At 40.1% G+C, this 13,476-nt stretch carries 12 protein-coding genes; 5 read left to right on the forward strand and 7 right to left on the reverse strand.

Annotated elements, in window-relative coordinates; translation table 11 throughout:
* Window positions 1–20 precede the first annotated feature (20 nt).
* Window positions 21–641, reverse strand: a complete 621-nt coding sequence (locus C4F40_RS15960) for a SprT family zinc-dependent metalloprotease (RefSeq protein ID WP_196940371.1) — start codon at window positions 639–641, stop codon at window positions 21–23.
* Between the two features lie 107 nt (window positions 642–748).
* Between C4F40_RS15960 and porD the strand changes: the two genes are divergently transcribed.
* The 4 genes from porD (at window position 749) to C4F40_RS15980 (ending at window position 5,468) form a co-directional block, all read left to right on the forward strand.
* A complete protein-coding gene (gene porD, locus C4F40_RS15965; protein ID WP_196940372.1) occupies window positions 749–1,645 on the forward strand; it encodes a type IX secretion system protein PorD in 897 nt (298 codons plus the stop codon).
* 4 nt (window positions 1,646–1,649) lie between these two features.
* Window positions 1,650–3,308: a DNA repair protein RecN gene (gene recN, locus C4F40_RS15970; RefSeq protein WP_196940373.1), complete on the forward strand. Its 1,659-nt coding sequence runs from the start codon at window positions 1,650–1,652 to the stop codon at window positions 3,306–3,308.
* A gap of 179 nt (window positions 3,309–3,487) precedes the next feature.
* Complete coding sequence (locus C4F40_RS15975; protein ID WP_196940374.1) at window positions 3,488–4,867, forward strand: APC family permease; 1,380 nt, start codon at window positions 3,488–3,490, stop codon at window positions 4,865–4,867.
* A gap of 73 nt (window positions 4,868–4,940) precedes the next feature.
* On the forward strand, window positions 4,941–5,468 hold the full coding sequence (locus tag C4F40_RS15980; protein ID WP_196940375.1) for an SAM-dependent methyltransferase: 528 nt from the start codon (window positions 4,941–4,943) through the stop codon (window positions 5,466–5,468).
* Window positions 5,469–5,523: 55 nt separating this feature from the next.
* Here C4F40_RS15980 and C4F40_RS15985 read toward each other — a convergent pair whose 3' ends face one another.
* From C4F40_RS15985 to hemA, 6 genes are all read right to left on the reverse strand, one after another.
* Window positions 5,524–5,949: a hypothetical protein gene (locus C4F40_RS15985; RefSeq protein WP_196940376.1), complete on the reverse strand. Its 426-nt coding sequence runs from the start codon at window positions 5,947–5,949 to the stop codon at window positions 5,524–5,526.
* A gap of 225 nt (window positions 5,950–6,174) precedes the next feature.
* Complete coding sequence (locus C4F40_RS15990) at window positions 6,175–6,987, reverse strand: hypothetical protein (RefSeq protein WP_196940377.1); 813 nt, start codon at window positions 6,985–6,987, stop codon at window positions 6,175–6,177.
* Between the two features lie 80 nt (window positions 6,988–7,067).
* On the reverse strand, window positions 7,068–8,378 hold the full coding sequence (hemL, locus tag C4F40_RS15995; protein ID WP_196940378.1) for a glutamate-1-semialdehyde 2,1-aminomutase: 1,311 nt from the start codon (window positions 8,376–8,378) through the stop codon (window positions 7,068–7,070).
* Between the two features lie 91 nt (window positions 8,379–8,469).
* Window positions 8,470–9,441, reverse strand: a complete 972-nt coding sequence (gene hemB / locus C4F40_RS16000; protein ID WP_196940379.1) for a porphobilinogen synthase — start codon at window positions 9,439–9,441, stop codon at window positions 8,470–8,472.
* 67 nt (window positions 9,442–9,508) lie between these two features.
* Window positions 9,509–11,095 (reverse strand): hydroxymethylbilane synthase, encoded by a 1,587-nt coding sequence (gene hemC, locus C4F40_RS16005; RefSeq protein ID WP_196940380.1) that lies wholly within the window; start codon window positions 11,093–11,095, stop codon window positions 9,509–9,511.
* A gap of 106 nt (window positions 11,096–11,201) precedes the next feature.
* Window positions 11,202–12,443 carry a glutamyl-tRNA reductase gene (gene hemA, locus C4F40_RS16010; RefSeq protein ID WP_196940381.1) on the reverse strand — a complete coding sequence of 414 codons (1,242 nt, stop codon included), beginning with the start codon at window positions 12,441–12,443 and terminating at the stop codon, window positions 11,202–11,204.
* A 281-nt stretch (window positions 12,444–12,724) separates the two neighbouring features.
* Between hemA and C4F40_RS16015 the strand changes: the two genes are divergently transcribed.
* Window positions 12,725–13,135, forward strand: a complete 411-nt coding sequence (locus tag C4F40_RS16015) for a hypothetical protein (RefSeq protein WP_196940382.1) — start codon at window positions 12,725–12,727, stop codon at window positions 13,133–13,135.
* Window positions 13,136–13,476: the final 341 nt, after the last annotated feature.

The raw sequence follows: 13,476 nt of genomic DNA on the forward strand, positions 1-13,476 counted from the left end.
TAGAAGTATAAAGTGAATAGTTATATGTTGGCATTCAATGGTGTAACTTCGGCAATAGGGTGAAATAGGTAGATCTTGTTGGTATCTATTTCAATACATTTGTATCGTTTTCTTAATTTTTCCTTTTTCTGAAACGTACGGCCATTTTTGAGTTGAAAGATACTGTTTTCAGGAAGTTCTTCTACCGTATGGATAAATGTATCGAGGCGGTCGTAATTTTTAAGAGCGCGGTACAGATGTAGATCTGTGCAGGAGGATGCGGCCGGATTGGACATATAGCTCGAAATCGCATATACTATTTCCTGTGGGAAAATGTTCAATTTTAAAAAGGGTTGCATCAGCGTCTTGAAACTCTCTTTCCATTCCAATCCATGTGGTTTTACAAGATGCTTATGCTCTTGCCAGGTCTTCAGGTGCGCAAATTCATGTATTGTTGTAATCAAAAAGGAATATGGATTGAGATCATGATTGACCGTGATTTGATGTGTACTTCCTCGGAATGGAGCTCTATAGTCTCCTAACTTGGAGGATCTGCTCCGCGTCACTTTAAATCGACAATTTGTATCGTTTATCCATTGTGAGATAATCGGCGCTGCTTCGCTTGGTAAGTATTTGCTTAATGGTTTAATAAAGTCCGTCATTCATACAAACATATTGTTTTCTCCTGATTTATAGAAGTTATTGCTCATAGATATTTCATTTCGAAAGCTAAGTTTAATCGGTTATCTTTGAATCATATTCAAATTATATGCGACAAATTTACTTAAGTATAATTTTGCTGACGGTCTCTGTTTCTTGTATTTTCGCGCAGGAATTAAATGCGAGAGTAGAACTTTCTGCCCCACAATTGCAAAATACAAATGCCCGGACATTAGAATTGCTTCAACGTGTTGTTTCCGACTTTCTAAACAATCGATCTTGGACCGGTAAGGCGATCCGCCCCGAAGAACGTATCGACTGCAGTTTTAATATCATCATTTCCGAGTACGATGGTTCCAAGCAATATAAAGCTACCGCACAGATAAATTCGGCGCGCCCAGTGTATGGAACGAATTATAACAGCCCAATTTTAAGTTTCCGGGATAAATATTTTAATTTCTCCTATGTAGAAGGAGAGCAGTTGGATTTCAACGAGAATCAAGATCTGGGGCCGCTTTCTTCCTTATTAGGCTTTTACGCGAATATTATTATTGGGATGGATATGGATTCATTTCGAAAATCGGGAGGTACCCCAATATTTTCCAAAGCGCGTACGATTATGAATTATTCGCAGAGCTCACAAGTTGAAGGTTGGAGAGGCATGGAAGCTATGGATAACCGATATTGGCTGATTACGAATCTCGTGGATCGAGCATATATGCCCTACCGCGAATTTTCGTATGCCTTTCATAGAGAGGGGCTTGATAATATGTTTGAAAACGAAGCTAAAGCCAAAGGAGTTATGGGAGAAATTATGGTCAGACTGAAAGAGGTTGATCGTACCAATACCGGTAATGTATTAACCAATGCATTATTCACCGCAAAATCCAATGAATTTGTCGGTCTATTTTCCAAAATGCCAGGAAATGAAAGCGTCAAGATTTACAATTTGTTAGCCGAACTGGATCCCGCTAATATTTCAAAATACGAGACACTAAAAAAATAATTTCATGCTGACGCGCTTATATATAAAGAATTACGCATTAATAGACAATCTTGATATTTCTTTCGATAAGGGATTAAATATCATAACAGGGGAAACCGGTGCCGGTAAATCCATTATTATGGGGGCCTTGGGGCTGATCTTGGGTAACCGCGTGGAAGGAAAGCAGTTTTTCGATGAAAGTCAAAAATGTATCATTGAAGGTTATTTCAATGTGTCTTCTTACGCATTGAATGATTTTTTTGGAGAGGCGGATTTAGATTATGAGGAGGAAACTATTATTCGACGGGAAATAGCCGTGGATGGGAAATCCAGGGCCTTTGTCAATGACTCCCCCGTTACCTTAAGTGCGCTTAAAACTTTGGGCGAAAAACTGATTGATATTCATTCCCAGCACGCTACATTGCAGCTAAATACCGAAGAATTTCAACTATTTGTAGTGGACAGTGTTGCCGCAAATGATAAATTAGTACAAACGTATAAATCGGAATATAAACGCTTAAAAAATTATGAACAACGGCTGCTAACATTAACGCAAGACATTCATGCTGCAAATGCAGAACTTGATTATAACCAGTTTCTATTTGATGAATTGGAAAAAGTAAACCTTATTGAGGGTGAAGTAGCGCAATTGGAAGGGGAACAACAACGGCTCGAAAATGCCGAAGACATCAAAAAGGGATTGTCTGCAGCGCAATATGCGTTGAATGAAGGAGATAGCAATATCCAAATCTTATTAAAGGATGCGGTACTACAGCTGCAGAACGTGTCCAAATTTTTTAAGCCTGTAGAAGAAGTAGCCACGCGATTGCAAAGCACCTACATTGAGATTAAAGATATCAGCAACGAGGTAGAGCTGGCCAATGAAAGTATCAATCTCGATGCCGATCGATTAGATCATGTCAACAGCCGTTTAAGTGAGATTTATACCCTGTTGAAAAAGCATCGGCTTGATACCGATGTGGAGCTCCTTGCCTTACAGGAGCAATTGGAGCAAAAACTTCAACTCGCATCTAGTCAGGATGAGGCGTTAGTGTTGTTGGAGAACGAAGTAAAGGCGCAACTTGATGCCGTATTGCAGTTAGCTCTTCAGATCAGCAATACACGTCAACAAAGCTTGCCGATCATCCAAGAGAGTGTCAATGGCACGCTTGTCGCCGTAGGTATGCCAAATGCAAACCTCCAGATAGACTTGGAACAGCTAACAGAAGACAAAATCTCGTTTAAAGGATTAGACAAAGTTCAGTTTCTATTCTCGGCTAATAAAGGGCAGACGTTGCAACCGATCCATAAGGTGGCGTCCGGAGGGGAGCTATCTCGTGTGATGCTCGCTATAAAATCCCTGGTAAGCCAACGTTCTGCGTTGCCGACAATTATATTTGATGAAATCGATACAGGTATATCAGGCGAAGTGGCCTTAAGGGTAGGCGAAGTGATGGAAAATCTGTCTCAGCACATGCAAGTATTGGCTATTACACACCTACCTCAAATTGCCTCTAAGGGTACAGCTCACTTCAAGGTGTATAAAGAAGACCTGGACGAGCGAACAAAATCTAACATCCGGCTTTTGGACAAGGATGAACGTGTTTTAGAAGTCGCACAGATGTTAAGCGGTACAAATCCTGGGGAAGCCGCACTTCAACATGCTAAGGAACTATTGGGTTGATTTCAAACCTTCATTTTTATTATCCTCTCCTTTTAACCTTAGCTTACCAGCCAATCTAGAATAGTTCACTTCTGCTAATAAAGTAATGACAGAAGTGAACTATTTGATTTCTTTGTGGTTATGTACGTAGAGTGTAAACATATTGTTGATACGACAACGTACTTCTGCCGATGAAGGAAATGAAAAAATTACCGCATAGCGCTGCTGTAGGCGCTCAAACAAATACCCCCAAGCAAGTACTCACGGTGGTCGATGCTGTTGTTATGATTGTCGGTATTGTGGTTGGAGCGGGTATTTTTAGAACACCTCCTATTGTTGCAAGTAGTACGGGAACTTGGGAAATGTTCCTCTTCGTTTGGGGACTTGGTGGAGCTATATCCCTGATTGGGGCCATGTGCTATGCCGAACTTTCCACAACATTTCCGCATACGGGTGGCGAATACCATTTTTTATACCGGGCATTTGGTCGGCATTTTGGGTTTCTTTTTGCTTGGGCACGGATGAGTATTATTCAAACGGGATCTATTGCTTTGCTTTCTTTTATCGTTGGCGATTACATGAGCGAGTTGTATGGTCTAGGCGCCTACTCGTCTTCGATCTATGCAATCGTGGTAGTCATTGGTCTTACCTTAACTAATATCATAGGGGTTCACGTTGGTACGGGCGCCCAAAAACTCCTCGTCGGTATGCAGTTCATTGGCCTAGCATTCCTTATTGTTGTAGGGCTTTTCTTTGCCCCCACGGATCAGGAACTCGTTGCGGAGCCCTTAATCGCCAATTCGGATTTTTCAATGTCCATTGGGACAGCACTGGTCATGGTGCTTCTCACGTTCGGTGGATGGAACGAAGCAGGGTATATATCATCGGAAATGCGCGGTGGCAGCAAGAAAATGGCGACCGTTATGGTAGCAAGTATTCTCATCATTACTGCAATATATCTGCTGATCAATTTTGCCTATCTCAATGTTTTGGGGATAGACGGCGTCGCCCGTTCCGAAGCCGTCGGTGTGGACATGATGCGTACGGCAATAGGCGAAAAGGGCGCTGTTTTTATCGGACTGTTGGTCATGCTTGCCGCGCTCACTTCGACCAATGCTACCATTTTTACAGGTGCGCGTACAAATTATGCATTTGGAAAGGACTTTCCCTTGTTGTCATTTATGAATGTGTGGAAAACAGAGCGTTCTACGCCTGTGAATGCCCTCCTGACGCAAGGTGCAATAGCAACGGCGCTGATTGTTGTCGGTTCTTTTGCACGTAGTGGTTTTGAAGCGATGGTGAATTTTACAGCGCCTATATTTTGGTTTTTTATTCTATGCACCGGGTTGGCGTTGTTTGTGCTACGTATTACGGAACCCAATGTTCCGCGACCGTTTAAAGTGCCTTTATACCCTGTGTTGCCTGCAATATTCTGTTTAGCGTCAGCTTATCTGCTGTATTCTAGTTTACTATTCGCAGGAATGGGCACTTGGCTTGGTATTGGAATTTTATTACTGGGTATGTTGTTTTTCTTTTTTACCCGAAACAGCAATGAATCGAAACCAGATCATCGAAGGTAGAATGTACACGGTTGTAATTGATCCGTTTGCAAGTGAAAAATAGTTTTTTGTTACATATTTAAAATTTAAGATTATGAATCCTTTAAAAACAATGTTAGCGACTTTTTTTGTCCTCGTAGGTTCACACGCGTTCGCGCAAACCAAAGGGTTAGATGTTCCTTATGTACCCACAGACCAAGTGGTAGTGGATGCCATGCTTGACTTAGCAGGTATCAAAGCGGGAGATGTTCACTTTGATTTGGGATGCGGTGACGGTAGAATTGTGATTTCAGCAGCCAAACGTGGAGCGAAGGCTACCGGTATTGATCTTGATCCGCAACGGATCAAAGAAGCCAAGGATAATGCGGTAAAGGCAGGTGTCGCGGGCAAGGTTACGTTTATCGAAGGCGATTTGTTCGATTTTGATTTTAGCAAAGCAGACGTGTTAACGCTTTATCTATTATCATCCGTAAATCTCAAATTACGTCCGAAAATATTAAAAGAATTAAAACCGGGAACGAAGGTGGTATCCCACGCCTTCGGCATGGGTGATTGGAAACCGGAAAAGGAAGTTAATGTAGGGGGTACAACCATTTATTTATGGACTGTTCCAGAGCGGTAGACAACATAATCCTAAGCAATTCAATACTAAAAAAGAAGTCCTAAGACTTCTTTTTTTAGTTTCCTCCATCGTCAGCATCTGTTAATGTGATTTTGACAACAATAGGTCTGTCGATATCATCGGCCTCCGGTGATCTGGTCTCTGCAAACAAGGTAACATAGCCAACTTCATAGCTGAAAGAATAATGGGTCTCCCTAATAGTGGCAGGAATTACATCATATGCCCCCTTCGAATTAGCAAATTCTAATGCAACCTGTACTGTACCAAAATTATAATATTGTGCATCTAATTCCGGAAATGGAATATCAACAGCATAAACACCTAAATCTTCTTCTCCGTCTTGTAACCAGTCACCTGGTTGGATGGTATGTGTATAAGATATACCCGGTAAATAATTGTTCGTAATGTATTCTTTAGTACACGAGTTCAATGTTAGCAAAGAAACACTGCCTATGGCGAGAGCGAGTAATATTTTTTTCATGGGATCAATTGTTAAGTTAGTAAAATATGTTTTTTTATAATTTTAAGACCTGATAAAATGTTGTTGGTTTAACAGTAGCAAATATATTGCCATAAAAACCTGCTCGACGTCCGGGTAACACTAATAGCCATGAAAAGATCCTTTGATGACCAACGGCGATAGCCACGTTCAAAAAAAGGCCAATTCGAATTCGAGTTGACCTTTTTAAATATCATATTATGACCTTTACTCGGCATTAAGATTAACTTTCCGTTCAACGGATACATTATCGCCATTTAGCATGTTGCCGTCCTTATCGACTAGCGATAGTTTTACACTTGTCTCACCCATGGGAAGATTTAATATTTCGTACGGAACCCATTGATCCAACGTGAAGTCTTGGCCGTTTATCGTCGCTTTTACGTTGAGGCCATCAGCTCCCATCGGCACATTTACGACAAAAAAGTCTAATAATAATGTTTTCGTGTCTGCTCCTTTGTAATCACCTTTTGGACGGCTGTAAAATAAGGAAGGTGCTGTCGGAGCCGGCAATTGTTCAATTTTGCCGTCGGCATTTACTTTAAATTTAATCAATTTAGAGGCTTCAGGTGTTTTAATCGACTCGTGGAAAGAACGTGATAAGAAAGACAATAAGTAGTGCTCTGAATTAACGGCTATCGTTTCGGAATGTTCCGGTTTGTAAAGTGCAACGTAGGGCTTATTGTCTAATATATAATGGATATGTTGCCCCTCATGCGAATTCGCCATGTGGTGATCGTGTTCCGTCTGCTCGGTTAATTTGAAATTTTGTACATCATATTTTACGGTGATTTTAGCAGAATCGCTACCCACTTTTTCGGAAGTCAGCGATGCAATTTTCAACGTAGCACCAGGGAATTCTTTAGCATGTGCAAGTGCGTTAACTGTTACGGCACCTGCCGTGTCCGATAAGGCAGTAGAATCTTGAGCTTCTCCAGCGGAGTTTTTTGTGGTGTTATTACAGGAGACAACTGCTGCAGAAACAGCTAAAATTGCCAATGTAGATTTCCATGTTTTCATATGTTACACAATTAATTATTTATATTCATTAAAGCTTTAAACAGCTAAAACGGTGTTTTGTTTTTATATAATGATTGATTTCATCTAAAGACAACTTCTAACGCTTCTTGAATGGCAACATGTGTAGTCTCCAGATCTTGGGGGGTATGTGCTGCAGAAATAAATCCGACTTCATAACCCGAAGGACCAAAATATATGCCCCGGTTCAACAATTGGCGATGCATCACTTTATATTTTTCCATAGACGAGGGGGAAATTTGATCAGCACGTTGAATTTTTTGATCTTGAGAAAATGCAAACCAAAAGATAGAACCGATCGTGAATATGGATACAGGATAATTTTTTTCGCTTATGAACTCACGGATGCGTTTGACAAAAGTTAACGTCGTTTCTTCCAATTTTTCGTAGAACCCCGGTTGAGACAAGATAGAAAGTGTTGCAATTCCAGCGGCCATGGCAACTGGGTTTCCAGACAGCGTACCAGCTTGATAAACACCCCCATCCGGAGAAATATGTCCCATGATATCTTTAGATGCTCCATAAGCCCCGACTGGCATTCCACCCCCGATAATTTTACCATAAGTCAAAATATCGGGCTGAACATCATAATATTTTGCAGCGCCTTCAAAACCCAAACGGAAGCCTGTGATGACCTCATCAAAGATCAGCAATGAACCATTTGATGTGGTAATATGTCTTAAATATTGTATATATGCTTTGTCCTGAATGAGTAATCCATTATTTGCAGGCACCCCCTCAATAATTACCGCTGCGATCTGGCCTTCAAAATCTGAGAATACTTTATCCAAAGCAGCTTTGTCATTTAATGCAATGACGATCGTCTCGTCGGCAAAAGCCTTCGGAACGCCTGCAGAAGATGTTTCTCCAAATGTCACCAACCCAGATCCGGCTTTTACCAATAAGGAATCAGAGTGTCCATGGTAACAACCTTCAAATTTGACGATTTTGTCTCGTTTAGTGTATCCGCGAGCGAGACGAATGGCGGACATCACAGCTTCCGTACCGGAGCTGACGAAGCGAATTTTTTCGATATATCGATTATTTGATATAATTAGTTCGGCTAGCGAATTCTCTAATTGAGTTGGTGCGCCGAAGCTTAGGCCTTTGTACAGCTGAGCGGAGACAGCCTCGCGGATTTCAGCGTTGTTGTGCCCCAAAATTAATGGTCCCCAAGAGCAACAGTAATCTATAAATTCATTGCCATCTGCATCCCACAAATGTGCCTTATCCCCGCGTTCGATAAAGAGCGGGGTGCCATGAACGGATTTGAATGCGCGAACCGGGGAATTAACGCCTCCTGGGAAGTAATTTTTAGCCTTTTCAAATAGTTCTGCTGATTTTGTACGTGAAATATCCGGTATTTGATTCATTGTAAGTAGATGTTAGATCGAAAGTAAGTGCTTTAAATAAAAATGTATCATTAAATTATTTAGAGCACTTATTTGTTTTATAATATGTTTTTTATCTCAACCAACCTTTTTCCAACACTTCTTTAGCGTGATAGGTGAGAATTGAAGTAGCTCCGGCACGACGGAAGCTTAGTAAAGTTTCGAGTATTGCACTCTCGGGTAACCATCCGTTTTGAATGGCAGCTTTGATCATCGCATATTCTCCAGATACATTATAAGCGGCGATAGGTAGATCAAAATTGTCATGTAATAACTTGATAATATCCAGGTAAGCTAGGCCCGGTTTTACCATTAAAAAATCTGCTCCTTCTTCCACATCCAGTTGCGCCTCAATTAATGCCTCACGGGCGTTTGCCGGATTCATTTGGTATGTTTTTTTATCTCCTTTTTTTGGAGCGGAACCTAATGCATCACGGAAAGGTCCGTAAAATGATGACGCATATTTTGCGGTATAGGACATCAATGAAACATGTGTAAAACCATTTTCATCTAATACCTTCCGAATGTAACCGATGCGTCCGTCCATCATATCCGAAGGTGCAATGATATCGGCACCCGCTTGGGCGTGTGCTAATGCCATTTTTCCCAATACAACAAGTGTCTCGTCGTTTAATATCTCGCCGTTTTCAACGATGCCATCGTGTCCGTCTGAACTATAGGGGTCCATGGCGACATCAGTAATAACACATGCTTCAGGGAAATGTTTCTTCACAGCCTCTATCGCGTTCAGGTAAAGTGTTCCTTCTCGATAGCTTTCGGTAGCAAACTTGTCTTTTAGCGATTCTTCGACTGCTGGGAATATATCGAAAGCCTTTAATCCTAGTTTTAGACAACTTTCAACTTCACGAAGCAAATTATCAACGGAATGACGATATATCCCTGGCATTGATGACACTTCTGTTTTCTGATTTTCGCCTTCCACAACGAAAAGTGGAAAAATCAAATTTGAAGGTAACAAATGCGTTTCTTGAATCATGTCACGGATGACGGCAGATTTTCTATTTCTTCTTGGACGTTGTAACATCGTTTTAAGTAAAAATTAAAAAAAGTTTATAGTCTCTAGTCACCAGTCCCTAACTCCTAACCCCTCTCTAATAGTCTAAACCAAATATGGCTTCTGCAAGACCGATTTCGTCTGGGGTGTAGGGGACAGTGTACGTTAACCCCATTTTTTCGATAGCACCAGCTGTAGAATACCCGATACAAATAATTTTTTGATCAGGATCAACTAAGTTTTCTTGAAAATAGGCCTCTACATTGCTTGGACTTGTAAATATCAGCACATCAGCATTTGATTTGTTTACATTTTCTTCAAGCACAGTTTCGTAAATGGGGACGTCAATTACTTTTGTGTTTTCAGTAAGTGCTTTTTGGATAGTCTGCAGTGAGCCTTCAGCACGTGGTATCAATACCGTTTGCCCATCGACCAATTTTGCAAACTCTTTAGCGATATCGTCTGTTTTAATTCCCAAATTATCACCCGAGAAATCAGCTATGCGATCGTATTTGCGTAGGGCATCTTCAGAACCTCTACCCAAAACAGCAATTTTGGTTTTCTTTAATACGAAAGGTTCTAATTTAAAAAAATGGTCAATGGCATTTTTACTATTGAAAAATATCCAATCGGCTCTTTTCAAGATAAAAGAGTCTAATTTGTTTATGGTAGGGTAAATTTTAATCAGGGAGCGATCATCAATTGAAATATGGTATTTTTTTAATGATTGCGCTAAATAGGAATTTTCATCCAGATCTCTTGTGATAAATACGCTGGAAGGTAGCTTTCTGTCCTTTTTGAATTTTGAAAAAATAAATTCTGCCAGACCTTCCGTGGTATCTGATTGTACAAAAAAACGATCTGGAAAATCTTCATTGTCATCTGCAACTGATGTCCATGTCTCATACTTGCCGTCATGTTTGCGGCAGTAACAACCTAATGGAGCATGACAGCCTCCATCAAATAAATTCAATACTTTACGCTCCACTGCGATGGTCTCGGCAACTTCCTTGTTGTTTATTTTTTGAAGAATATCAAATAAATCCCGATCGGTTTCGCGGATCTGAACAGCAAGGACCCCTTGTGCAGGTGCAGGGATGACTTCAACAGGAGAAATTTCTTCAATGTGAAAATCAGAAACATCCATTTCGATGCGTGCTACACCTGCTTTGGCTAATACAATCGCATCGTATTTTTCATCACGCAGTTTTTGAATACGCGTTTGTAAATTACCTCTAAGATCTGTAAATTCTAAGTCGGGACGTAATGATAGCAGTTGAGCCTTACGACGATTAGAAGATGTGCCGACGCTCGCATTGTGTTTGAGAGAAAGTCTTTTTCTTATATCTACGCAGTCTTTGTGAATGATCAAAAGTTCCGAAGGGTCCTCTCGCTCCGACACTGCTGCAATGGTGAGTCCGGGAGGGTTTACCGTAGGTAAGTCCTTATGTGAATGAACAGCAAGATCGATTTGAGCGCTTAGTAACTCCTCTTCGAGTTCTTTGGTGAAAAATCCTTTACCTTCCAACTTGTCCAATCTGAGGTGTTGGATAACATCGCCTTGTGTCTTAATAATTTTTAGCTCGGCTTCAATTCCGATTTCAGCTAATCTATCTCTTACAAAATTAGCTTGCCATAGTGCAAGTTGGCTCCCTCGTGTGCCAATTATTAATTTTCTATTCACAATGAAAGATTTTCGGTGTAAAACTACGTCAGCAAAGTTAACCAAATGGAAGGATAATCCCGACGGAATCTGTCAGATTAAAGTATGTTTAAGAAAAAAATAATGTTTAGTTATTCTCTACCTCGTTATTTTTTACTAGGATTTCTTTAGCCATCACCATAGGAACTTTGATGTATTTTTTTTCCATGTAGTTGATTACTTTTTCCAGAACTTCTCGAGCTTGAGGATCTAAGTTGCGCAGGTCATGAGCAAATACTTCGTTCAAGGCAGTGGCACGTATTTCTTTAATTTTATCAGGAACTTGGCGCATAGCCACTTCTACACGACGTTGTTTAATAAGCGGAAGGAATTCTTTAATATTCTCACAAATAATTTTATCAGCACTTTCCAATTCGTTATAGCGCTCTTGGATATTTTTTTCTGCGATAGCTTGAAGGCTACTGACTTCAATATAATGAATAGGGGAGTCTATCAATACTTCCGCATCCAAATCATTCGGGATAGCCAAATCGACGATAACCTTTTTATCAGTTTCACCATTCAAAATAGACTGATATAAATCGCTGTTGATAATTGCTTCAGGAGCACCTGTGCAAGTAATCATGACATCAAACCCTTTCTTGTAATTTTTTAATTCAGAAAGAGGGTAAGCTTCTGCATTTAATTCTTTCGCCAAAGCAGTTGCATTTGCTACCGTACGGTTAAATACGACGAAATTAGAGTGCTTATGTTTTTTAAGGTATTTCGCTAAATTCTGGTTCGTTTCTCCCGAACCAATAACAAGTATACGTGGATTACTTGGTAACTTCGTTTCTTTTAATTTACGATAGGCTAAAGAAACGACAGAAATCGGATTGCGGGAAATATTGGTAAATGTGTAAACTTCTTTTGCTGTCTTAATTAAACGATCCATCATTAAACGTAAAAAGTCGCCAGTGAATCCAGAGTCTCGGCATTTTTCATACGCTCTTCGTACCTGTGCTAAAATTTCCTTTTCGCCAACAACGAGGCTTTCCAAGGAGCATGACATTCGGAATAAATGGTTCAACGCTTCTATCCCAGCATAACGGTTTACCTGACCTAAATAGCAATGTAGCCTTTCAGAAGGAACGCAAAAGTTCATTTTGTCCATGAAATTAGCGATAAAATCATCGGTTAATTCATGAGCGCCGTAAAAAACAAATTCAACACGATTACATGTAGCGATATAGAAAATCTCCGGAATATCTAAATTATTTTTTAGATTGATCAATCTGGAATCTAACTCTTCGTTACAAATTACCAAATTGCCTAGATCTTTTAGGTCAACATGTCGGTGCGTAAATGCTATTACTTTTAAATTCTTCAATGCTTTTTCTTTCTAGCCCAAATCGTTGATGCAAATGTAGAGCAAAAGCAGGGTTATAATGTCAAAAATCTGTCAAACCAATCAATTTAGAATGTTTTTAAATAGTATTATTTTTGTTGTAATAAATTGTTTTTCAGTATGTTGCGTGCCGCTTATTTCTTGCTCGTGATGACAGTCATTTATTTGAACAAGAAAAAATAAACAGAAGCACAAAAAAGAGCTTCAAAATTACATGTTAAAATGAACGCTATTCCGCACTTTTGTATAAATAAAATTAAGAGATGTATATTTTACATAAACCTTTAGCATGGACTGGCGTTGGAATATCGACATTAAGCACGGTATTTTGCCCTTTCCTAAGAGTGCCGTTAGTGGGTAACTGGAACCTGTACCAAACGGATACAAGCTTATTTGTAACAACCATCGGATTATTGGCTGTTTGCGTTTCGTTATTGTTTATTCGTAAAGTGAATGCATTTCGAGTAGTGACTCGACTATTTGCTGGATGGACGGTTCTTGGATTTTTAGCAGTCTATTTTAAGATTAATAATTACTTCGGAATGAAACTCGTAGATGGCGTGCTTGCGAGGACGCTACACCTAAAATGGGGTTGGTTCTTTCTATTTCTTGGCGCACTAATCTTAATTTTGAGTGCTCGAAAGGTCAAAGTTATTAAAGAGGATCAGTCGTAATGCCTGATCGGATAATAAAAACGAAAAATTATTTTATACAGTTTGTCGCTCGCCGCGACAAGGCCATACTTTTGTCTTGCCAAAAGTATGCAAAAGCGTGTCGCTGTACCGGCTCGACACGACGGTTCACCATCCCTGCAATTATCGACCCGCTAAGGCGACATCTGTCGGGTATGAAAGGATAGTGCATTGATTATATGGTACTTTTATGCTTCAGATGGATTAAAAAGGACGACCTAGGTCGATGTAGCGTTAAGAAAGCTTTTGGATTTGCGTTAAGAACAGATCCCCGAAGTGAAACGGCTCGGATCTGTTTAGTAAATCCAAAAGCTTTTAGCGTA

The organism is Sphingobacterium pedocola, assembly GCF_015209965.1.
GTDB lineage: Bacteria > Bacteroidota > Bacteroidia > Sphingobacteriales > Sphingobacteriaceae > Sphingobacterium > Sphingobacterium pedocola.